This window comes from Candidatus Palauibacter sp. (assembly GCF_965208055.1).
Taxonomy (GTDB): domain Bacteria; phylum Gemmatimonadota; class Gemmatimonadetes; order Palauibacterales; family Palauibacteraceae; genus Palauibacter.
On record NZ_CBDBNY010000004.1, the window covers coordinates 548,904 to 570,343 of the forward strand.

The 21,440-nt window shown below is 68.2% G+C and carries 18 protein-coding genes; 17 read left to right on the forward strand and 1 reads right to left on the reverse strand.

Going from position 1 to position 21,440, the window contains the following annotated elements; genetic code table 11:
- Window positions 1-2 precede the first annotated feature (2 nt).
- The 5 genes from miaA to ACOGXI_RS02630 are packed head-to-tail and all read left to right on the forward strand — an operon-like array spanning window position 3 to window position 4,521.
- The gene (gene miaA, locus ACOGXI_RS02610) at window positions 3-932 is read left to right on the forward strand and encodes a tRNA (adenosine(37)-N6)-dimethylallyltransferase MiaA (RefSeq protein ID WP_419937352.1); all 930 of its coding nucleotides are present in this window, start codon (window positions 3-5) and stop codon (window positions 930-932) included.
- Window positions 933-965: 33 nt separating this feature from the next.
- Window positions 966-2,123 (forward strand): N-acetyl-alpha-D-glucosaminyl L-malate synthase BshA, encoded by a 1,158-nt coding sequence (gene bshA, locus ACOGXI_RS02615; RefSeq protein WP_419937353.1) that lies wholly within the window; start codon window positions 966-968, stop codon window positions 2,121-2,123.
- Complete coding sequence (locus tag ACOGXI_RS02620; RefSeq protein ID WP_419937354.1) at window positions 2,120-2,920, forward strand: undecaprenyl-diphosphate phosphatase; 801 nt, start codon at window positions 2,120-2,122, stop codon at window positions 2,918-2,920. The genes bshA and ACOGXI_RS02620 overlap by 4 nt, the downstream gene beginning before the upstream one ends.
- Before the next feature lie 7 nt (window positions 2,921-2,927).
- Window positions 2,928-3,746, forward strand: a complete 819-nt coding sequence (locus ACOGXI_RS02625) for a biotin--[acetyl-CoA-carboxylase] ligase (RefSeq protein WP_419937355.1) — start codon at window positions 2,928-2,930, stop codon at window positions 3,744-3,746.
- Between the two features lie 4 nt (window positions 3,747-3,750).
- Window positions 3,751-4,521: a type III pantothenate kinase gene (locus tag ACOGXI_RS02630; protein WP_419937356.1), complete on the forward strand. Its 771-nt coding sequence runs from the start codon at window positions 3,751-3,753 to the stop codon at window positions 4,519-4,521.
- Between the two features lie 3 nt (window positions 4,522-4,524).
- On the opposite strand, the gene ACOGXI_RS02635 is transcribed toward ACOGXI_RS02630, so the two are convergent.
- Complete coding sequence (locus tag ACOGXI_RS02635) at window positions 4,525-4,749, reverse strand: hypothetical protein (RefSeq protein WP_419937357.1); 225 nt, start codon at window positions 4,747-4,749, stop codon at window positions 4,525-4,527.
- A gap of 277 nt (window positions 4,750-5,026) precedes the next feature.
- Here ACOGXI_RS02635 and groES point away from each other — a divergent pair, with 277 nt between their 5' ends.
- The 12 genes from groES to rpmI all read left to right on the forward strand — a co-directional run bounded on the left by groES (window position 5,027) and on the right by rpmI (window position 21,416).
- Window positions 5,027-5,335 carry a co-chaperone GroES gene (gene groES, locus ACOGXI_RS02640; protein ID WP_419937358.1) on the forward strand — a complete coding sequence of 103 codons (309 nt, stop codon included), beginning with the start codon at window positions 5,027-5,029 and terminating at the stop codon, window positions 5,333-5,335.
- A gap of 71 nt (window positions 5,336-5,406) precedes the next feature.
- Window positions 5,407-7,050, forward strand: a complete 1,644-nt coding sequence (groL, locus tag ACOGXI_RS02645; RefSeq protein ID WP_419937359.1) for a chaperonin GroEL — start codon at window positions 5,407-5,409, stop codon at window positions 7,048-7,050.
- A gap of 115 nt (window positions 7,051-7,165) precedes the next feature.
- Window positions 7,166-9,061: a hypothetical protein gene (locus tag ACOGXI_RS02650; protein ID WP_419937360.1), complete on the forward strand. Its 1,896-nt coding sequence runs from the start codon at window positions 7,166-7,168 to the stop codon at window positions 9,059-9,061.
- A gap of 152 nt (window positions 9,062-9,213) precedes the next feature.
- Window positions 9,214-11,157 carry a hypothetical protein gene (locus ACOGXI_RS02655; protein ID WP_419937361.1) on the forward strand — a complete coding sequence of 648 codons (1,944 nt, stop codon included), beginning with the start codon at window positions 9,214-9,216 and terminating at the stop codon, window positions 11,155-11,157.
- Complete coding sequence (locus ACOGXI_RS02660; protein WP_419937362.1) at window positions 11,157-13,016, forward strand: hypothetical protein; 1,860 nt, start codon at window positions 11,157-11,159, stop codon at window positions 13,014-13,016. The genes ACOGXI_RS02655 and ACOGXI_RS02660 overlap by 1 nt, the downstream gene beginning before the upstream one ends.
- On the forward strand, window positions 13,013-13,567 hold the full coding sequence (locus ACOGXI_RS02665) for a hypothetical protein (RefSeq protein WP_419937363.1): 555 nt from the start codon (window positions 13,013-13,015) through the stop codon (window positions 13,565-13,567). The genes ACOGXI_RS02660 and ACOGXI_RS02665 overlap by 4 nt, the downstream gene beginning before the upstream one ends.
- 121 nt (window positions 13,568-13,688) lie before the next feature.
- Window positions 13,689-15,632: a threonine--tRNA ligase gene (gene thrS, locus ACOGXI_RS02670; protein ID WP_419937364.1), complete on the forward strand. Its 1,944-nt coding sequence runs from the start codon at window positions 13,689-13,691 to the stop codon at window positions 15,630-15,632.
- Between the two features lie 671 nt (window positions 15,633-16,303).
- Window positions 16,304-18,781: a putative Ig domain-containing protein gene (locus tag ACOGXI_RS02675; RefSeq protein ID WP_419937365.1), complete on the forward strand. Its 2,478-nt coding sequence runs from the start codon at window positions 16,304-16,306 to the stop codon at window positions 18,779-18,781.
- Window positions 18,782-18,912: 131 nt separating this feature from the next.
- A complete protein-coding gene (locus ACOGXI_RS02680) occupies window positions 18,913-19,332 on the forward strand; it encodes a hypothetical protein (protein ID WP_419937366.1) in 420 nt (139 codons plus the stop codon).
- Window positions 19,333-19,396: 64 nt separating this feature from the next.
- On the forward strand, window positions 19,397-20,371 hold the full coding sequence (locus ACOGXI_RS02685) for a hypothetical protein (RefSeq protein WP_419937367.1): 975 nt from the start codon (window positions 19,397-19,399) through the stop codon (window positions 20,369-20,371).
- Window positions 20,372-20,642: 271 nt separating this feature from the next.
- Complete coding sequence (gene infC / locus ACOGXI_RS02690; protein WP_419937368.1) at window positions 20,643-21,155, forward strand: translation initiation factor IF-3; 513 nt, start codon at window positions 20,643-20,645, stop codon at window positions 21,153-21,155.
- 66 nt (window positions 21,156-21,221) lie between these two features.
- On the forward strand, window positions 21,222-21,416 hold the full coding sequence (gene rpmI / locus ACOGXI_RS02695) for a 50S ribosomal protein L35 (protein WP_419937369.1): 195 nt from the start codon (window positions 21,222-21,224) through the stop codon (window positions 21,414-21,416).
- The last annotated feature ends 24 nt before the right edge of the window (window positions 21,417-21,440 follow it).

A 21,440-nucleotide genomic window follows, 5' to 3' on the forward strand; every position in this document is an offset into this window, starting at 1 on the left:
CCGTGCCGGCCATCGCGGGCCCTACCGCCTCGGGCAAGACGTCCGTCGCCATCGAGGTGGCGCGCCGGCTGGACGGCGAGATCATCTCCATGGACAGCCGCCAGGCGTACCGCGGCTTCGTCATCGGGACCGCGGCCCCCTCCGCCGGGGAACTCGCCGCCGCGCCGCACCACGGCGTCGGCTTCCTCGACCCGCGCGAGCGCTACGGCGCGGGTCGCTTCGCGCGCCTGGCGGCTCGCTGGCTGTCCGAGATCCGGGCTCGGGGGCGCGTCCCCATCCTTGCCGGCGGCACCGGGCTGTTCCTTCGTGCGCTCACGCACCCGATGTTCGAGGAGCCTCCGCTCGACCCGGCGCGCCGCGCGGCGCTGCACGCCCGGCTGGACCGGCTCGAACGCGAGGAACTGGTGCGCTGGGCGGCCCGCCTCGATCCGGTGCTGGCTGCGCGGCGCCGCCCGCTCGACCGGCAGCGAGCGGCGCGCGCGGTGGAACTGGCGCTCCTGACGGGTGTGCCGCTGACCCGCTGGATGACGAGCGCGCCGACCGAGCGTCCGCCGCTGCGGACCGCGACCTATGTGCTGGATTGGCCCGCGCCGCTGCTCCGAGAGCGGATCGCCCGCCGCGCCGAGGCGTTGATCCGGGGCGGCGCCTGGCCGGAGGAGGTGCGCGACCTCCTGGCACGCGGCCTCGATGGCTCGCGCGCCTTCGACGCGCTGGGCTACGCGGATGTCGCGTCGCTCGTCCGGGGCGAGGCCGGCGTGGACGAGACGGTCGATCGCGTGTCGAGGGCCACCTGGCGCTACGCGCGCCGGCAGCGGACGTGGTTCAGGCACCAGATCCCCGAGGACGCGGTCGTGCTCGATTCGCTGGACGGGTCGACGACACCGGGGCAACTTGCGCGCCGCATCGCAAACGACTGGCGCGAATCAGGATGAAGATGGGACGGTGAAGACGATGACGAGGGGACGATGAAGATCGGGATCACGTGCTATCCGACATACGGAGGCTCCGGGGCGGTCGCCACCGAGCTGGGGCTGGGCCTCGCCCGAAGGGGGCACGAGGTACACTTCATCTCCTATGCGCAGCCGTTCCGTCTCATTCACTTCATCGACGGCGTCTACTTCCACGAAGTCGAGGTCAACCGCTACCCGCTGTTCGAATACCCCCCCTATTCGCTCGCGCTTGCCGTCACGATGCACGAAGTCGCACGGCGCGAGGCACTCGACCTCCTCCATGTGCACTACGCGATCCCCCACGCCACGGCTGGATGGATCGCGCGCGACATGCTCCGGGACGGAGGCCGCGACGTGAAGCTCGTCACGACCCTGCACGGCACGGACATCACGCTCGTCGGCCAGGATCCGTCCTACTGGTCGATCACCCGCTTCTCGATCGAGAAGTCCGACCGGATCACGGCCGTCTCCGACTGGTTGCGCGAGCGGACGCACCGCGACTTCGACTGCGAACGCTGCGCGATCGAGGTCATCCCGAACTTCGTCGACCCGAAGATCTACGACCGCGACCGCTACCGGGGCCGGCACCTGCTCGCGCGGGCCGGAGAAAAGGTCGTGATGCACATCTCCAATTTCCGGGCCGTGAAGCGGATTCCGGACCTCATGCAGGTGTTTGCCCGGGTCGCGCACGCCGTGCCGGCTCGCCTCATCCTCGTGGGAGACGGTCCGGAGCGGCAGCGCGCAGCGGAGATTGCCGCGGACCTGGGTATCGCGGAGCGCGTCGTCTTCCTGGGCAAGATCGATTCCGTCGCCGAACTCCTCGCCAGCGCCGACCTCTTTCTTCTCCCGAGCGAGCAGGAATCCTTCGGTCTCGTGGCGCTGGAAGCGCAGGCGTCCGGCGTTCCCGTGGTGGGGTCCGCCGGGACGGGTCTCGACGAAGTCGTGGAGCACGGCGTGACCGGCTACCTGCATCCGGTCGGAGCGGTCGAAGCGATGGCGACATCGGCGATCTCGGTGCTGAGCGATGAGGCGCGCTGGGACGCGTTCTCCGGCGCGTCGCGGGATCGGGCCCTCGAGCGCTTCACGATCGACCGCATCATCCCCCGCTACGAGTCGCTCTACCGCAGAGTCCTCGCCGAAGGGGATGACGACCCGGGGGAGCCGACGGCGTGAACCCGTTCGAAGCCCTTGTCCTCGGCGTCGTCCAGGGCCTCACGGAGTTCCTGCCCGTGTCGAGTTCCGGGCATCTCGTGCTCGGGCAGGCGCTGTTCGGGGTCGAGCTCCCCGGGGTGGTGTTCGAGGTCACCGTCCACGTCGCGACGTTGTGCGCCGTGTGCTGGGTCTATCGCGGACGCCTCGCTGCGCTGGTGCGGGGCGCGTGCACGGCGGATCGTGCGAGCATGAGGGATGTCGGACTCCTGGCCGTGGCCACGCTCCCGGCCGCCGCCGTCGGGGTCGGCCTGCGGGACGCGCTGGAGCCCATGTTCGAGCGGCCGGTGCTCGCGGCGACGATGCTTCTGGTCACGGGCGCCGTCGTCTGGTCGATCCGGCGCCTGTCTCGCCGGGCAACTGGCGCGCGGCCGACGGCCGGCGGGGCGCTGGCGATTGGTCTCGCGCAGGCCGCCGCCATCCTGCCCGGCATTTCGCGTTCGGGGAGTACCGTGGCTGCGGCGGCCGCCGCCGGCGTCGAACCCCGCCGCGCGGCCGAGTTCTCCTTTCTCCTCTCCATCCCCGCGATCGGAGGGGCGGCGGTGTTGCAGGCGCCGGATCTCGGGGAGGCGGGACTCGCGGTCGGGGTTCTGCCCCTCGCGGTCGCCTTCGCAGCTTCGGCCCTGTCAGGGGTCTTCGCCATTCGTATCTTCCTGAGGATGCTTGAGCGGCGCGTATTCCACCGCTTCGCCTGGTACTGCTGGTTCATCGGCGGGGGGTACCTTGCGGCGGCCGCGATCTGGCCGGCGCTTCGCGGATGACCGCTGAATGACTGACGTCGGAGCGACGATGCTCGCAGAAGAGGCAGAAGGCTGGGCCGGGGAGCCCGTCGCCGCGCTGCGTGAGCGCTGGGACCGGGAGTCGGTCTTCGCCTTCGACCGCATCCCTTCGACGAACGATCTCGCCCGTGAACTGGCGGAAGCCGGGACGCCGTCCGGCACGATCGTGCTCTGCCACGAGCAGACGGCCGGGCGGGGAAGGGCGGGCCGGAATTGGAGGTCACCGGCGGGAGCGGGCCTCTATCTCAGCATGGTGTTTCGCCTGAGCGCGGCCGCGGTGCCGCCGCTCGTCACGGTCGTGGCCGGCGTCGATCTCGCGCGCGAACTGAACCGGCGCTTCCCGGGCCTCGGCTCGGCCGTGAAGTGGCCCAATGACCTCATGGCGCGGGAGCGGAAGCTCGGCGGCATCCTGGCGGAGACGACCCGGGACGGCGGCAGGGATGTGTTCCTCGTCGTCGGCGTCGGCGTCAACGTCGAGGCCGGCCGGCTGCCGGACGATGTCGACGGAGCGGTGGCCCTGGCCGACTGCGTGGATCCGGCGCCTCTCGTCGACGTCGCGGATGCGGTCGTGGCGGGACTCGAGCGGCGGCTCCCGCGCGTGCCGACTTCGCTCGACGCGGCGTCGCTCGATGAACTCGACCGTCTCGACTGGTTGAAGAATCGCTGGGTCGAGCACCGGCTCTCGGACCGCGAACCCGCCATCGGCCTCGCAGCCGGGATCGCCCCGGACGGCGCCCTCCTGCTGCGGCCGCGCGGGGGCGCCCTGCGCCGCGTCGTCGCGGGCTCCATCGCTCTTGGCGGAAGCTGATCTCATGCTCCTCACCGTAGACATCGGGAATACCGAATCCGTCCTCGGGTGGTTCGAGGATCTCAGCCCCGTGCACACGTGGCGGATCTCGACGGACCGGCGTCGAACGGCCGATGAGATCGGCTTCCAACTCCGGGGGCTCCTCGGAGCGCGGGAACTCCCGGCTCCGGAGCGGATCGTCGTCGCTTCCGTCGTCCCCGCGCTGCACCGGGTCTGGCTGGCGGCGGGAAAAAGCCTCGACGCGCCGCTGCGCTTCCTCAACGGCGGATCTCCGATCCCCGTCCGGCTGGATGTCGACCACCCGCTCGAAGTCGGCGCCGACCGCATCGCGAACACGCTCGCCGCGGCGGAACTCTACCGTCGCGACACCGTCGTCGTGGATCTCGGGACGGCGACGACGTTCGATTGCATTACGGCCGATGGCGTCTTCGTGGGCGGAGTCATCGCGCCCGGTCCCACGGCCGGCACGGACCAGCTCGCGCGCGCGACGGCGCAACTCCCCCAGATCCATGTGGAGAAGCCGGCCCGGGTCATCGGCCGCAACACGCAGGACTGTCTGTTGAGCGGCGGGTTCTACTCGGTGGTGGAAGGGATCGACGGCATCGTGGCGCGGATCGTCGAGGAATGGGAGCGCGAGCCGCTCATCGTCGCGACGGGCGGACTCGCGCGGGTCGTGGGGCCGCACTGCCGCACGGTGGACCGCATCGAGCCGGCGCTGACGATCACCGGCCTCGCGATCGCGGACCGATACCTGTTCGGGCCGCCCGCCGGCTAGCGGCTAGCTTCCGGATCCGCGGAAGAAAGCGGCGCCTCCGCAGCACTTCTCCTTCATCTTTTCCGCGAACTCAGGGTTGATCATCCGCACGATCAGGTAGAAGATCGCGACGAAGAGCGCGACCTTCACGACCATCCACACGAGGGGCAGGACGACGGAGAAGAGGATTCCCGTCACCCACAGACCCACCGCGCCCGCGGCCACAAGCACTGCTGCTGTACGAAACATGTCGACCTCCCTTTCTGGCCCGCACGTACGATAGGTGTACGGGGCGGGTTTCATAACCCCCGAACCGGTTCCGCGGCCGGCCCGCCGCCCGATGCCGCCGCCGCTCTTGCCGCCGCTCCCGCCGACCGGTCGCAGCCTCTTGATCGGAACGGTGGCCCCGCATATGTTCGGCTCGCCTTAGCACTCGTTGCGCCAGAGTGCTAACAGCCGCGGGATCCCTCGCGGCTTTCATCGGAAGGATCACCCAATACCGAAGGTCCAAGGAGGGACAGGCAAGATGGCAACCGCCTCGAACACGAAACTGAACATCTCCCCCATGGCCGACCGCATCGTCGTCGCGCCGCTCGAAGAGACCGAGGAGATGCGCGGTGGTCTGTACATTCCGGACACCGCCAAGGAAAAGCCGCAGCAGGGCACCGTCGTCGCCGTGGGTCCCGGCCGCATGAACGACGACGGCGAACGCATCCCGATGGAAGTCGGCACCGGAGACCGGGTTCTCTACGGCAAGTACGCCGGGACCGAGGTTTCGCTGGATGGCGACGACTACCTGATCGTGAAGGAAAGCGACGTTCTGGCCGTCCTCTAGCCGCTGAAGCGGGAGACGGCGGGTCAAACCCGTTGACTGATGTGCCCGAATAACCGGGCGAAGGAGACGAAATGGCGAAGGAACTTGAATTCGATACCGCGGCACGGCAGCGCCTGAAGGCGGGCGTGGACAAGCTCGCGCGCGCGGTCAAGGTCACGCTCGGCCCCAAGGGGCGGAACGTGGTCCTCGAGAAGAAGTTCGGCAGTCCGACGATCACGAAGGACGGCGTCACGGTCGCGAAGGAAATCGAGCTGGATGACCCGGTCGAGGATCTCGGCGCGAAGATGGTGAAGGAAGTCGCGACCAAGACGTCCGACGCGGCGGGCGACGGCACGACGACGGCGACGGTGCTCGCGCAGTCGATCTTCACCGAGGGCCTCAAGAGCGTGACGGCGGGCGCGAACCCGATGGCGCTCAAGCGCGGCATCGACAAGTCCGTCGAAGCGATCGTCGCGAACCTCCACGCGATCTCCGTCGAAACCTCGGGCAAGACGGAAATCGCCCAGGTCGCCGCCATCTCGGCGAACAGCGACCAGGAGATCGGCGAACTGATCGCCGACGCGATGGAGAAGGTCGGGAAGGACGGCGTCATCACGGTCGAGGAGGCCCGCGGCCTCGAGACCGATCTGGAGACGGTGGAGGGGATGCAGTTCGACCGCGGCTATCTGTCGCCCTACTTCGTCACGGATCCGGACAAGATGGAGGTCGTCCTCGACGAGCCGATCATCCTGATCCACGACAAGAAGATCTCGGCCATGAAAGACCTGCTGCCGGTCCTCGAGAAGGTCGCCCAGATGGGCAAGCCTCTCCTGATCGTGGCCGAGGACATCGAGGGCGAGGCGCTGGCCACGCTCGTCGTCAACAAGCTGCGTGGAACGCTCAAGGTCGCGGCCGTCAAGGCTCCGGGCTTCGGCGACCGCCGCAAGCAGATGCTGCAGGACATCGCGATCCTCACGGGCGGCCAGGTGATCTCCGAGGAACTCGGCTTCAAGCTCGAGAACACGGTGGTCGGCGATCTTGGCCAGGCCAAGCGGATCGTCATCGACAAGGACAATACGACGGTCGTCGACGGCGCCGGTGACACCGACCGGATCCAGGGCCGCATCAGCGAGATCAAGGTCGCGATCGACAAGTCCACGTCCGACTACGACCGCGAGAAGCTGCAGGAGCGGCTGGCGAAGCTGGCCGGCGGCGTGGCGGTCATCAACGTGGGCGCCGCGACCGAGACCGAGATGAAGGAGAAGAAGGCTCGCGTCGAGGACGCGCTGCACGCGACCCGCGCGGCCGTCGAGGAGGGCATCGTGCCCGGCGGCGGCGTGGCGCTGCTGCGGAGCCAGGCGGTGCTGGACGGCGTCGAGGGCTCGGACGCCGACGAGACGATCGGCATCCGCATCGTGCGCCGCGCGGTCGAGGAGCCGGTTCGCACGATCGCCTCGAACGCCGGGGCCGAGGGTTCGATCATCGTCGAGAAGGTGCGCGAGGCCGAGGGCCGGAACACCGGCTACAACGCGGCCACCGACGAGTACGAGGACATGGTGAAGGCCGGCGTGATCGACCCGACCAAGGTCACGCGGACCGCGCTCCAGAACGCGGCCTCGATCGCGGGTCTGCTTCTGACGACCGAGGCGGTCGTGGTGGAGCGTCCCGAGGCGGAGGATGCCGCGGCGGCGGCCGCCGGCGGGATGCCGGGCGGCGGCATGGGCGGGATGTACTAGCAAGCCCGTGATGGGGACGGGAAGCCGTCCCCGCCGTTTCCGGCGTTGGAAAGCACGAAAGGCCCGGCTTCGGCCGGGCCTTCGCGCATCCGCCCCCCGCGGTTAGGATGTCGCGATGCTGTTGCCCAGATTCGACTCCGGACCTCCCATGGCTCGCGCGGGTGTCGCGCGGAGGGCGCTGTGGATCGTCGCCCTGGCGCCGCTGGCCTGCACGGATGCGACGGGCCCCGACGGAGACCTCTGTCCCGCCGTGGCGGGGCGCGGCGCCACCCGCGTCACGCTGGCTCTCGCGGCGGGGGAGATGTGCGTGCTGCCGGCGGCAGGCGTCCAGGTCATGGAGATCGGGGCAGCCAACGCCTCGGCGCGGTATGTGATGGTCGTGCAGAGCGGCCTGCGCACGCCGGGGGCGACGACGCGCCTCCGGCTCGACGCCCGGGCGAGGGCGGCGGCGGCCGCACGGGTCCCCCCGCTCATCGCTCCGGCACGGGCGCTGCCGGTCGACCTGCTGGGCTTCGATGACGACAGACTCGGCCTCGCGGAGGCGTCGCGGGCCGAACTCGCCTTCCGGGCGAATGCCCGCCGCGCCGTGCTCGGCGCGCGCCCGCTCCGCCAGGTGCCCGCCGGGGCGCGGGACCCGGGCATGGCGCGCGCGAACGCGGCCCTCGCCGCCCCGACGGCCCCCTCGGTCGGCGACACGGTGATCTTCAGCAACGCGGTGCATCCGAATCTCGACGTGGACTGCGATGGGATCCACGACGTGACGGCGGTCGTCCGCGCGGTGGGCCCGACCTTCGCGGTCGTCGAGGATCTCGATGGGGCCGGCGTCTTGAGCGGCGACGGTTACGATGCCGTTCTCGAATCGCTCGAACGATCGGTCTTCCCCGTGCTCTCGGCGTATTTCGGCGAACCTGCGGATATCGACGGGAACGGCGTCGTCTGGGTCCTGTTCACGCCGGTCGTGAACCGGACCACGCCTCGCGGCAGCGACACCAGGATCCTGGGGTTCTTCAATCCGGCCGATCTGGCCGATCCCGAGGACTGCCCGGCGTCCAACGGCGGGGAGATCCTCTACCTGCTTGCCGCCGATCCCGACGGCCGGTTCTCGAAGCCCGTACCCGCGAGTTTCGCGACGACCGGGGCGATCGGCGTGGCCGCGCATGAACTGGCGCACCTCGTCTCGGCCGAACGCCGCACGGTGCTCGCCTCGGGATCGTTCGCATCCCTCGAGGTCACCTGGCTGAGCGAGGCGCTCGCTCATTCGGCGGAGACGTTCGTCGGGATGTCGGGCGCGTCCCTGCGCCCCGGCGGCAACTACGGCTTCGCGCGACTCTCCGCCAATTCCGACCGCTTCAAAGCCTACCACTTCCCGAACTTCCGACGCTCCGCAATCTACCTGCTCGGTCCGCACCGGACCCCCGCGCTGGGTGACGCCAGGGCGCGCGACCCCGCAGGAGTGTCCTCGCTCGCGATGCGAGGCTTCGGGTGGCTCTTTCTGCGCTGGCTCGCGGATCAGTACGCGACGGAGGGCGGCGGACTGCTCGGCGGAGCGGCGGAGGAGGCCATCTTCCACGACCTGGCGGGAGGGGGGAACGGACGCGCGCGGGGCGTGGAGAACGTCGAGCGGGTCGCGTCGGCGCACGGCGGGCCGGCCACGTGGGAAGACTTGCTGGCGGCCTGGGCCGTGGCCCCGATCGCCGACGATCAGCCCGGCGCTCCCCCTTCGGCCCAGGTGAAGACATTGCATCTTCGGGATGTGTTCGCCGCCCTGCACCGGGAACTGGACGGGAAGGCTCCCTTTGCGAGCGCCTTTCCGCTCCGGGCGATGGACGTTCCGCTCGCCGCCGGGACGGATGCCCGGATCGACTTCGAACTCGGCGCCTCGACGGGATATTATCTGCAGCTTGAGAGCGAGGGGCCACACCCGGAGATCCGCCTGGAGCTCACGACCCGGGCCGGGCTTTCCATCCCCTCTTCCGAGGCCGTCCGCATCGTCGTGCTCCGAACTCGTTGACCTCCCGGCGGCTGCAGGGGGCGGACGGGAACTTCGGCCGCCTTGCCGGGCACGGATCCTGAAGGGCGGGTATCTTGGCTTCGGGAGGCCGACCGGTCCCGGGAGTCGGCCGTCGCATGGACCGTGGCAGGGAGACCGACTGTGAGACACGCATGCTGAAACTGCGCGGCAGGGCACCGCGTCCGGGTGTCGCGATCTCCGGTCTCGCGCTCGCGGCTTGCGGCGGCGGCACGACGGACCCGCCACCGCCTCCCCCTCCTCCTCCGCTCGCCACGGGGTGCGGAGGGGCGGCCACGCCGTCCGTATCCGTCACGCTGGACCTGGCCCCCGGCCAGCACGCCACGCTCGACAACCCCGGGGATGTGCGCGCCTTCAGGCTGGCGGGCGGCGACTCGCCCCGCGACTACCAGGTCATCGTGCAGAGCGCTTCCGAAGCGCCCGGTCAGCGCGTGGACGGCTGCATACGGGTTCGCGCCGAGCGCGCCTCCGGGAACGTGACCCCGCCCCGAGCGCCCCGTCTCGCGCCTGCGAGCGGAGACTTGAGCCGCGACCTTCGCCGACGGGCGTCCTGGTTCGCGCGAGAGCGCATTCTTCGGGAGCGGGATCTCCAGGAACTCGCCGCGGTCGGCGCCCAGCCCGTCAGGCCCGGAACTCGGGGGCTCGATCCTCTGAAGCTGGCCGATGCGCTACAGCCGCCGGGACTCGGAGACACCCTGTCCTTCAGAGTCGGGGTAGGGGCGGACCTGGTCGTGAACTGCCGCAATCCGACGATGGTCACGGGCGAGGTCAGGTACGCCGGAGAGCACTTCACCATCGTCGAAGACCTCCAGTTCCACGATCAGCCGGACAGCGACCGGTTCTCGCCGGACGAGTTCGAGGCGATTGGCCGGCAGCTGGACGACGTCGTGTATCCGATGGACGTCGCCTACTTCGGCGAACCCGCGGACATCGACGACAACGGCACCGTCTTCGCCCTCATCACGGCCGAGGTGAACAAGCTCACCCCCGCCGGAGAGGCGAGCGTCGTCGCCGGTTTCTTCCTGGCGCGCGATCTCACGGCGAGATCCAGCTGCGAGGCCTCGAACGAGGGGGAGATCTTCTATCTCGTGGGTCCGGATCCGGACGAGGACTTCGGCGCGGACATCAGCCTCAGCTTCGCGAACGCGCTCGCGCGGTCGACCGTTGCGCACGAGTTCGCGCACCTCCTCAACACCCAGCAGCGCGTCACGCTCGGGGGCGGGAACATCTTCGGCGATCGAGAGGTGGCATGGCTCGATGAAGGCATGGCCCACCTTGCCGAGGAGATCGCCGGCCTCCGCGCCGCGGGCCTCGGGACGAGGGCGAACCTCGATCTCGACATGATCACGACGAGCGAGGAACAACTCGCCATCTACAACCATTATCACGTCGTGAATCAGATTCGCCTCGGCCGCTTTCTGCGAGGCGGCTGTCCGACGCCGGATCCCAACGGTCCGGCGGCGACCCGGGTGCTCGGGGACGCCGCCGGCGAAGATCCGGGAGGAGTGGAATCCCTCGCCTTCCGTGGCTTCGGGTACGGCTTCGCACGCTGGCTGGGCGACCAGTTCGGGGCGTCCGGGAGTGGGGGAGCGCTGCCCGGCGGCAGGGAGGAGGAACTGTTTCGGTATCTGGCCTCGGGCGGGCCCGCGCACTTCAAGGGCATCACCAACGTCGAGCGTGCGCTCCAGGCCGTGGCCGGCGTGGAGATGGAGTGGGACGAACTCCTCTCGCTGTACCTCACGTCTCTCATCGCGGACGACCGCGCGCCGGCCGCCGCGGATCCCCGGACGCAGTGGAGGACCTGGAATCTCCCGGCGCTGTACCGGCAGCTGAGCGAATCCAATCTCGGAGACAGCTGCCCGTTCACCCGCGACTTCCCGCTCACGCCCTCGAGGGTGAATGTCCATGTGTCGACGAGCAGCTCGACCGAGTTCACCGTGAACTCCTCCACCGGGCGCTACTTCTCGCTCGTGAGCTCGGGCGCGACGCCCGGCCTGGTCGTCGAGGTCATGGACCCGGCCGGAGCCAACCTCCCCGGACGTGCGCGGGCGCAGGTCACCGTACTGAGGACGCGCTGATGGTCTGTCGCGTATCTGGAATCCTCCTCGCCGTGGCCTCCGCGGCGGCGGTCGGGGGCTGCGGCGGCGAAGGGGGACCCACGTCTCCTCCACCGCCCGGACCGCCGCCTCCGCCGCCCGGACCGACGATCGGAGCCTCGCTCAACCTGCGGCCGGGAGAGGTCCACGTACTCTCCGAACGCGACGCGATCCGTGCATTCGAGATTCAGGGGGCGGCGGAAGGGCGCGAGTACCAGGTGATCGTGATGAGCGCGTCGCTTTCGGAGGGACGCACGACTCCCCTGCGCGTCAGAGCCCGAGCGGACGACGTGAGCCCGAACGTCGTCCCGAACGCGCGGACGAACCGCAGCGGAAGGGATGCCGCGATCCCGCCGGCTCGCGGGCTTGCCGGCGAATTGCGCCCCGACCGGGACTGGCATCTGCGGCAGATGATCGAGACCGAACGCGAGTTGCGCCGCCTCCGCGCCCGCCCCGCCGAGGGGATCGGCCGGGCTTCGCGCGGGCTCGCGGCGGCCGTCTCCGACGTCCCCCGGGTGGGTGACACGCTCACGGTCAGATCCGCCATCGTGCCCGGAGGGGGCGTCCAGTGCACGGCGAACACGCCCATCAAGTCGACGGTGCGGACCGTCGGCGAGCACTTCATCATCGTCGAGGACGATCGACTCGCCGGTCGATTCACGGAGGAGGACTACGCCGACCTCGACCGGGAACTCGATGAATTCATCGCCCCGGTGAGCCACGAATACTTCGGCGAGCCGGACGATCTGGACGGCAACCAGCGCGTCATCGCCTTCTTCACCGGAGAGGTGAACCGTCTCAGCGAGCCCGAGAGCGGGAGCGTCGTCATCGGCTTCCACTGGATCGGGAATCTCTTCGAGCGCGAGAACTGCCCGGCGAGCAACGAGGCCGAGATCGTCTGGCTGATCGGTCCGGACCCGGATGCCGAGTTCGGCATCGAGATCGGCGTGGATTTCGTGAAGCGAGTCGCCCGCAGCCTGGTCGCGCACGAATACCAGCACCTTCTCAACGCCTCGCAGCGCCTGGGGGGGCAGCGCGGCCAGGACACGTGGGGTAACGCCGACCTGTGGATCAACGAGGGCCTGTCGCACGTGGCGGAGGAAGTCACCGGCTTCTACCGGCAGGGACTGCGCGTACGCGGGAACTACGGGTACACGGAACTGATCGCCGGCGATCCCGACCTTGTGGCGTTCCGCGATTTCTTCGAAGGCAATCTGGAAAACGCTCGCGAATACCTCTCCGCCACGACCGAATTCAACCCGCTCGCGCTGAACAACAACACGCTCGACTTCGCGACGCGCGGCTGGGGATATGTCTTCGTGCGCTGGTTCGGCGACCGTTACGGGCCGGCCGGACCGGGCGGGATCGTCGCCGGGTCGGGCGAGGCGGCCCTCTACCGGGAACTCGCGGTCGGCGGCCCCGGCTATCTGTTCGGATACGAGAACTTCCTCCGCGCGGCGGAGGTGGTCGCAGGCGAGACGACGACTTGGGGCGACGTTCTGGCCGAGCACTTCGCGGCTTCGGCGGCGGACGACGCACACGAGGCGCTCCCGGACGGGGCCCAGTTCTCGACATGGAACTGGCCGCGACTGTGGGAGGAACTGCGGACTGCGGGGGTCCGGGGATTGACCGGAGGCGACCCGCTCCGGCGCCGCATCATCCAGATGGGGGCGGGCGTGTCGTCGACGGACGAGTTCGACCTCGGTTCCTCGACGGCCCGTTACTACCATCTGCGGGCGGCGGGGGGCCATCCCTCGATGATCGTGGAGACGACCATCGCCTCCGGCGGCAACGTTCCCAACAGCGCGGAGGCGCGCATCATCGTCGTGCGTACGCGTTGATCCGCCCGGACCGGCGCGGCGTCCGTCATCTCCTGGCCTGTGCGGTCGCGAGCGGGGTGATCGGGGCCTGTGCGCCCGGCGCACGTTTGGCCAAAGCCGTGGACCGGGTGGGCGAGGTCGGTCCCGAGTCGTTCGTGGGGACGGTGCGCGTCGTGGGGAGCGAACCCTTCCCGAATACGATCGTTCAGGCGGAGGACGGCCGTTCCCTGATCGCGTTGGGTGTCTTGCGGGACGATATCCGGAGGCTCTCCGGTGCGAGGGTCCGGATCACGGGCCACTTGCGGCAGGGCGAGCAGCCCGCGGCGGCTCTCGACGTGTCTTCATGGGAGGTCGTGTCGGTAGACGGAGAGCGGCCTCTGGTCGGGAGACTCGAGGGGGAGGCGGAACAGTTCCGCCTCGTGCGTCCCGGAGGCGCAGAGGTCCCGCTGAACTTCGTTTCGGGCCCGCTCGCCGAGGGCGTGGGTTCGCTCGTCTGGATCCTGCTGGACGAGCGCGGGGGCGTGGCCGGTTACGGCATCATCCGCGAACCCGACGGAGGCCCGTCCGGCTGAGACTCCGGTACGCAGCCGGATCGCCCGCAAGCTCGCGTTTGGCGATCCGCGGACCCCACCCTAGCTTCCGCGTCCACCGAGAGTCAGAGTCCAACCGAATCGTGCATCGACGGGTAGGCCGATGAACGAACCCCAGATTTCCATCACGCTCCCCGACGGTTCCTCGAAGCGGCTCCCCCGCGGATCGAGCGCCGCCGATCTTGCCGCGGCGATCGGTCCGGGGCTGGCCCGGGCGGCCGTGGCCGCGCGCGTGAGCGGCGTCCTCACGGATCTTTCGGCCCCCCTTCCGGATGGGGCGGAAGTCGCGATCGTGACGCGCAGCGACGAAGACCCCGACGCGCTCTACGTCCTTCGGCACTCCGCGGCGCACGCGCTCGCCACCGCCGTACGCGAACGGTATCCGGGCGCGGGGATCGGCTTCGGCCCTCCGATCGACGATGGCTTCTACTACGACTTCGAGGTTCCGGCGCCCTTCACGCCGGAGGACCTGGAAGAGATCGAGCGCGCGATGGCCGAGGTCGCGGGGGCGGACGATCCGTTCGAGCGCCGCGAGGTCACGCGCGATGAAGCTCTGGAACTCTTCTCGGACGACCCGCTCAAGCTGGAGCGGCTGGCCGAAATTCCCGAGGGCGAGGCGATTTCCGTCTATCGAAACGGGCCGTTCCTCGACCTGTGCCGCGGGCCGCACGCTCCCCGCACGGGTGAGATCCGACACTTCCGGATTCTCAGTGCGGCGGGGGCCTATTGGCGCGGCGACGAGCGGCGGCAGATGCTCCAGCGCATCTATGGCACGGCCTTCTACTCCCGGGAAGCGCTCGAGGCCTACATCACCCGCGTCGAGGAGGCGCGCAAGCGCGACCACAGGAAGCTGGGCAGGGAACTGGACCTGTTCTCGATCCAGGACGAGATCGGGCCCGGGCTCGTGTGCTGGCACCCCAAGGGCGCGCGCGTGCAACTCGAGCTGAGGCGCTGGATCGAGGACTTGCAGGAGGCGCACGGCTACGAATTCGTCTACACGCCGCACGTCTCCAGCGAGGCGCTCTTCCGGCGCTCCGGGCACCTTCCGAACTACGCGGAGAACATGTACCCCCGGATGGAGGGCGAGGACGGCGAAGCGTTCCGCGTGAAGCCGATGAACTGTCCGGGACACATCACGATCTACGCGGCGCAACCCCGCAGCTACCGCGACCTTCCCGTGCGGTTGTCCGAGGTCGCGAACGTGTACCGCTACGAGCGGTCCGGGACGCTCCACGGCCTGCTGCGCGTGCGCATGCTCACCATGGACGACGGGCACGTCTTCTGCACGCCGGATCAGATCGAGGACGAGATCTTCATCTGTCTGAAGCTGGTCGACATCGTGATGACGACGCTGGGCCTCGACTACCGGTTCGATCTCTCGACGCGACCCGATGGGGACAAGCGGATCGGCGGCGACGAGGTGTGGGATGTGGCCGAGGGCGCCCTGCGCGACGCGCTGGAGCGCGGAGGACTCGACTACGAATTGGACGAGGGCGGGGGCGCGTTCTACGGTCCCAAGATCGACATCAAGTACAGGGACGCGATCGGTCGCGAGTGGCAGGGCGCCACCATCCAGCTCGACTTCAACCTGCCTGACCGCTTCGAACTCGAGTACATGGGGACGGACAACAAGCCGCACCGCCCCGTGATGATCCACCGCGCGATCTTCGGCACCCTGGAGCGCTTCACGGGCGTGCTCATCGAGCACTTCGCGGGCGCCTTCCCGCCCTGGCTCGCGCCCGTACAGGTGCGAGTCCTGCCGATCACGGACGCCCACGCGCCGGCGGCAGGGGACATCCGGGACTGCCTCGCCGCCGAAGGCCTGCGCGTGGAACTCGACGCCCGCTCCGACACCCTCGGCTACCGCATCCGCGACGGCGAACTGCAGAAGGTCCCCTACCTGCTCGTCGTCGGCGACCGCGAAATCGAGGCCGGCACCGTCGCCGTCCGCGCCCGCGGCGCCGACCGGAAGCAGGAGGTCGTCCCCCTCGACGACTTCGTATCCCGCGCTCGAACCCGAGTGGAAGGAAAAGCCCTCACCGCCTGATGGGGGGCGGGGCGAGGCCGGAGACTCGCTCGGCAGCGGCCTGGCAGGTGATTGCCGTGGGCCTCCGGGGGCACGCCGCCCCCCAAATTGGAGGCATATCTTCCCGAGAGTCCAACGGGTATCATCGCGGCCGCCCCCCATAGATCCCGCCGTATGATAGGCAACCGAGGAGCGTCGAGTTGGCCAAGGCTCATCATTCAGACGGTCTCCGCCCGGTGTGCGGCAGCGATTACCCGAGCCGCGGATGGACGGACGGCGAATCACGGATTCGCCGGACGCTTGCCTACGTAGGAGTGATCCTCATCGGCGGTTCGCTTTCGACGTGCGGCGGCGGGGAACCGACCTCACCGAGCCGGCCGCCTCCGCCTCCGCCTCCCCCGCCGAACCGGGCTCCGGTGGCGGTTGGAACCATACAGGCGTTGGAGCTGGCCGTGGGTGATTCCGCGGCTGTGCAGCTATCGGGCTTCTTCCGTGATCCCGATGGCGACGCTTTGGACTATTCCGCCAGCACATCGAACGCCGGAGTGGTTACGGCTGCAATCTCGGGCACGGTGGTGACGGTCGTTGGCATGGGCGCCGGAACGGCAACGGTAACCGTAACGGCTACGGATCCCGGTGGTCTCGCGGCACAGCAGAGTTTCGCGGCAACCGTGCCCAACCGGGCACCGGAGGTGACGGACACGATTGCCGACCTGGAACTCGCGGCGGGTGATTCTGCCACCTTCAACTTGGAGGAGTACTTCCGCGATCCCGATGGGGACACGCTCAGCTACGCGCCGGAGTCATCGGACGAAAGGGTGGCCGCCGTTTCGGTGTCGGGCTCGACGTTGACCGTCCGCGCGCTTGCCAAGGGTCGCGCCACGATCTCGGTGACGGTGGCGGACCGCAGCGGACTTTCGGTCGGTGACAGCTTTGACGTGACCGTACCCAACCGGGCGCCGATCGTCACCAATACGATCCCGACCCAGCGGCTGACCGTGGGAGAAGCGAGCGAATGGATGGGATCAGAGTACTTCGCTGACCCGGACGGGGATGCCTTGACCTACGCGGCGGGCACGACGGACGCGTCCATCGCCCTCGCCATCGTGTCGGGCGGCGACTTCGGCATCGTCGCCGTGGCGCCCGGAACGGCAACGGTCACGGTCACGGCCACCGACGGCGACGGTCTAAGCGCCAGTCAGGGCTTCCAGGTGACGGTGCAGGCGCAGGGGGCGGTCATCATCACGCAGGTTGAACCCACGGTGTTGCTCGAGGGCGCGCCCGCCACCATCCGCGGCTCCGGTTTCTCCAGTATCCCCGGCAACAACACCGTGTTGATCGATGGCCTGGCCGCGACCGTGACCGCGGCGAGTTCCACGAGCCTCTCCGTCACCGTCCCCCACGCCGACTGCCTGCCGCCCCGGCAAGCCGAGCTGCGCGTGACGGCATCCGGCAGCAGCGCTGCGGTCTCTGTCGGCGTGACCCCGGCGCGCGAGGAGGATCTCGCGCTGCCGGCCCACTGGTATCGCTACACGTTTTCCGGGAACGGGTGTCTCCACCTGCCGCGTTCCGCGACCGGTGGCGAGTACCTGATCGGCGTCGTGTCGACCTCGGAGGCACCGTCCTCGCTGACCCGGGTCACAATGACGAGCGTGCCGGGCGATCCAACCGTGGCCGCCGAGGGCCGCGGCGGGACGACCGACCTCGTCGCTGCCTCGATGGCGCTCGCCCCTGCGGAGCCTGGTGCAACCCGCATGCCGCGACCGGCGGCACCCGTCGGAGGTGTGTCGTCGGGTCTCGCCCAAGAGGCTCTCGACCCACTGCGCGACCGGCGGCGGCACGACGAGATCATGGAGCGCAATCGCAGTCTGGTGCGACAGTTGGGGCGATCCGATTGGCCGGCTAGAACGGTGGACGCGCTTGCCGACACCGTCAATTACGCACGCGGCGACACGGTGACCCTCTACGCCGACCTCGACCGCACCTGCCAGCAGTCCGGCCAGGTTCGTGCCGTCGTCCGGCTCGTGGGAGATAACGGCATCTGGCTGGACGATGTCGCCAATCCCAGCGGGACGTTCACCGACGCCGAACTTACCGGTTTTGACGCGTTCCTGACTCGGCACACGCGACCGGTGCATGACAGCTACTTTGGCCGTCTGTCAGATGTCGACGCAAACGAACGGTTGCTCATCCTCATGACCCGGGAGGTGAATCGCATCGACAATCTGGCCGGCTGGGTTTCATGGTATGATCTCTACCCGGCCTCCCAGTGCGCGACCAGCAACGAGGCGGAGATCACGTACCTCTATGTACCCGATCCGGTGGGTACGGTTGGAGAAGCGAGGACAAAGCAGCGCTTGCTTGATTACTACCCGCTCCTGCTGACCCACGAGATAACCCACTTGGTGCAGGCAAATGCCGAAGTGCTCGGCTCGGCCGACTTCAAGACGAGTTGGGAGCATGAAGGCGGAGCCAGCTTGGCGGAACAGCTGGTCGCCTACCAGCTGTTCGGGCACGGATCGAACCGGGATCTGGGCTATGAGGAGTATCGGGCCGGGAGCTACTGGTATTGGAATGCGTGGGTCTTCGACATGGCCGCCTTCTTCGGGTGGGACGGGAGCGGCGACGGTAGGGGTCGCATCGCAGGTGCCCCCGAACAGTGCACCTGGATCGGCCTGGCCAGCGAGGGGAACGAAGGCCCATGTCTGGGGAACCCGGCGTACGGCGTGTCCTCCATGGTGTTCCGCTATGCCATGGACCGCTGGGGTAGCGACTATCCCGGTGGCGAGATGGCGTTGATGAGACGGCTTACTCAGTCTCCCCACAGGGGGTTCTCGTCTCTTGAGGATGTCAGCGGCTGGCGCATCGAGGCGATCCTAGCGGATTTCTACTCGATGCTGTGGGCCGATGGTCGCATTTATGACGCGAATGGTATGACATCTTGGAACCTTTACGAGACATTCAGCCGATTCGACACCAGCCGCCATCTCCTGCCGTGGACATCCTCGCACGCCGCCTTCGAGGGTTCGTTGAACGTCCGTGCCGGTTCTTCCGTCTACCTCCACTGGACGCCGAGGGGCGGCGTAGCGCCGACCAGTCTCAAGGTGGCGTCCGTCGGCGGAGGACGCGTTCCGGACCACATCTCAGTCTGGGCGCTCAGAATCCGCTGACCGGTCCCGGGGGCTAGGGGGCTGATCGCCTCCCGGTCCGGCCTGGCCGGTGGGACTTGGCCCCCCAGACCGCTTTGGCGGGCAGTGTCAATCCATGGAAAACCTCGCAAGCCTTCGCAGGGAGTGCTCAGATGAAAAAGATCGTCGGCCTCGCCCTCCTGGCGGTCGCCTGCGGCGGTGAGACGACCGCGCCGGTCGCGCCTCCCCCTCCACCTCCGCCTCCGAACCCGGTGGGGACATACAATCTCACGACGATCAACGCCGTCCGCCTGCCGGTCACGGTTACACTCGAAGGGGTAACCATCGTGATTACGTCGTCCGTCCTGAACATCCGCAGCGGCAACACCTACTCGGGCAACGTGACCGGCCACGATCCGATTACGGGGATTGGCGTGACGGTTGGGGCAACGGGTACATGGACACAAGCGGGGAGCACCATCACCATGCGTGGCGACTCCGGTGGCTGCACCGACCTCGCCATTATCGAAGGCCGAACCCTGCGAATCGCGCGCGATTGTGCGTACGGGTGGGAGATGGTGTACCAGCGGTGACCGGCTCGACTACGCGGCGGCGTCCGCTGTGCCGAATGGAGGCGAACGACTTGAGAACGACCGGATGGCCACGCCGGTGGTAGCGCCGACGGTGGCGGCGGGATCTGGATCTTCGGTCGAGAAGATTCGCGGCGCGCGCAGTGCGGGATGGGCAACGGTTGCCGGGAAACGCCTCGGCATGGGTGCCGAGGATCCGATGAGGCGGTACGCCGACCCGTTCGAGGCGCTGCACGCGGGGCTCACGGTCGAGCTGATCCAGACTCCGCGCGGCGATCTCGAAACGTGTGGTCCCCAGGAGAAAGCCGCCGATGTTCTGGATCGCAACAAGGCCGGAAACGGTGCACGAGGAGAGACCTACGACTACCTGCCGGTGGTGGACAGTAACGAGATCGTCGGACTCTTCCGCACGACGTGCCGGGACAAGAATCCGCCAACGGAGGGGCAGATCGTCGAAACGCTCATGGATCCACTCTCGCCGCGGAATCTGATCGGCAGCGATGGCACCATCCTCGACTTCCTGAGGGAGGTCGACGACAAACCCTATCGTCTCGTGGTTTCGGGTAACGGAATCTCCGGACTCGTCACGTGGTCCGACCTTCAGAAACTCCCCGTTCGAACCGCGCTTTTCGGATTGATCACCGGACTTGAACTGGAAATGACCCATGCGATCAGACGCAGCTATCCTCAGGCCGATGACTGGCTGAGATACCTGCCACATCGGGCCAAGAAGCGCGTCAAGTCCTTGATCAGTAAGGCCGCCAAAAACGACAGCGCGGTAGATTCGTTGCTCTTCACGATGTTCTGGGACAAAGCGTCGATCCTGCGAGGGGTCGATTGTCCCGGTTCTTGGGCCAGATCGGAGCATGAGGAGGAGTTCAAGACGATCCGGCAACTCCGAAACGCGGTCGCTCACGCCCGAGATTATGTCGCTTCACGAGAGGATGTGAGGCAGCTCCAAGGGACGATCCACAGCCTGCTGTCGCTCCGGGACAAGGTGGCGGCATGGCCACCCGGGGACGGGAACGAGATGGGCGCGTAGACACCGCCCGGCCCGCGCTCCAACGCCGTAGCAATCCGACGTGCGCTTCCACCCCGCCACTTCGGCGACTGGTCGTCGTTGACAGGAGGGCCTCCCGGGGGCACTTTCCACGACGTTGAAAAAACAGGCAAGCGGGGCCGCGATGCCCCCACCCTATCGGCGCACGGAATCGTGCTGCTGCCGGGTCGATGGCGCACTTCCCGAGAGGGATGTGCCTTCGCGCCCGGTCGGCCATCGCCGATGCGGGCTTTCTTATTTCTTATGAGGTGCAGTGAACGGAGATCCCAGAGTCAACGACAAGATCCGGATCAGCCCGATCCGGCTCATCGACGAGGAGGGCAACCAGCTCGGCATCGTCGCGACGGACGAAGCTCGCGCCCTCGCGACCGAACGCGGGCTCGACCTCGTGGAGGTGGCGCCGGGCGCGCGACCGCCCGTCTGCCGGCTCATGGACTTCGGAAAGTACAAGTACGCGCAGGCGAGGAAGGCGCGGGAGGCGAAGAAGAAACAGCACATCATCCACGTCAAGGAAGTGAAGCTGCGGCCGAAGATCGAGGCGCACGACATCGACTTCAAGATGCGGCACGCGCGCAGGTTCCTGAACGATGGCGACAAGGTGAAGTTCACGCTCATGTTCCGGGGACGAGAGGTCACCCACCCGGAGCGGGGAAGGCGGATCCTTGAGATGGTGAAGGAAGAGTTGGAGGACCTCGCGGTGGTGGAGTCGGACATCTCCCATGAGGGTCGCACGATGACCATGCTGATGGGACCGCACCGCACGTAGCAGACTCCAGAACGACGACTCCGTCCCGGACGGCCGCGGACGGAGCTGAACCGGAGCATACGCAAGATGCCGAAAATGAAGACGAACCGGTCCGCCGCGAAGCGGTTTCGAAAGACCGGCAGCGGGAAATACCGCCGCCGGCGTGCCTACCACAGCCACATCCTGACGAAGAAGAGCCCCAAGCGTAAGCGTCGGCTCCGTCAGGGGACCCTTGTGGCGAAGGCGGACGAGAAGCGGGTGAAACGACTCCTGGGCGAATAGCCGCCCACTCCCCCACAGTACCCC

Excerpts from the sequence above, each read along its gene's own strand:
- bshA (WP_419937353.1), top strand. The coding sequence starts at position 966 with ATGAAGATCGGGATCACGTGCTATCCGACATACGGAGGCTCCGGGGCG.
- ACOGXI_RS02625 (WP_419937355.1), top strand. The coding sequence starts at position 2,928 with ATGACTGACGTCGGAGCGACGATGCTCGCAGAAGAGGCAGAAGGCTGG.
- ACOGXI_RS02630 (WP_419937356.1), top strand. The coding sequence starts at position 3,751 with ATGCTCCTCACCGTAGACATCGGGAATACCGAATCCGTCCTCGGGTGG.
- ACOGXI_RS02635 (WP_419937357.1), bottom strand. The coding sequence starts at position 4,749 with ATGTTTCGTACAGCAGCAGTGCTTGTGGCCGCGGGCGCGGTGGGTCTG.
- groES (WP_419937358.1), top strand. The coding sequence starts at position 5,027 with ATGGCAACCGCCTCGAACACGAAACTGAACATCTCCCCCATGGCCGAC.
- groL (WP_419937359.1), top strand. The coding sequence starts at position 5,407 with ATGGCGAAGGAACTTGAATTCGATACCGCGGCACGGCAGCGCCTGAAG.
- ACOGXI_RS02650 (WP_419937360.1), top strand. The coding sequence starts at position 7,166 with ATGCTGTTGCCCAGATTCGACTCCGGACCTCCCATGGCTCGCGCGGGT.
- ACOGXI_RS02655 (WP_419937361.1), top strand. The coding sequence starts at position 9,214 with ATGCTGAAACTGCGCGGCAGGGCACCGCGTCCGGGTGTCGCGATCTCC.
- ACOGXI_RS02660 (WP_419937362.1), top strand. The coding sequence starts at position 11,157 with ATGGTCTGTCGCGTATCTGGAATCCTCCTCGCCGTGGCCTCCGCGGCG.
- thrS (WP_419937364.1), top strand. The coding sequence starts at position 13,689 with ATGAACGAACCCCAGATTTCCATCACGCTCCCCGACGGTTCCTCGAAG.
- ACOGXI_RS02680 (WP_419937366.1), top strand. The coding sequence starts at position 18,913 with ATGAAAAAGATCGTCGGCCTCGCCCTCCTGGCGGTCGCCTGCGGCGGT.
- ACOGXI_RS02685 (WP_419937367.1), top strand. The coding sequence starts at position 19,397 with ATGGCCACGCCGGTGGTAGCGCCGACGGTGGCGGCGGGATCTGGATCT.
- rpmI (WP_419937369.1), top strand. The coding sequence starts at position 21,222 with ATGCCGAAAATGAAGACGAACCGGTCCGCCGCGAAGCGGTTTCGAAAG.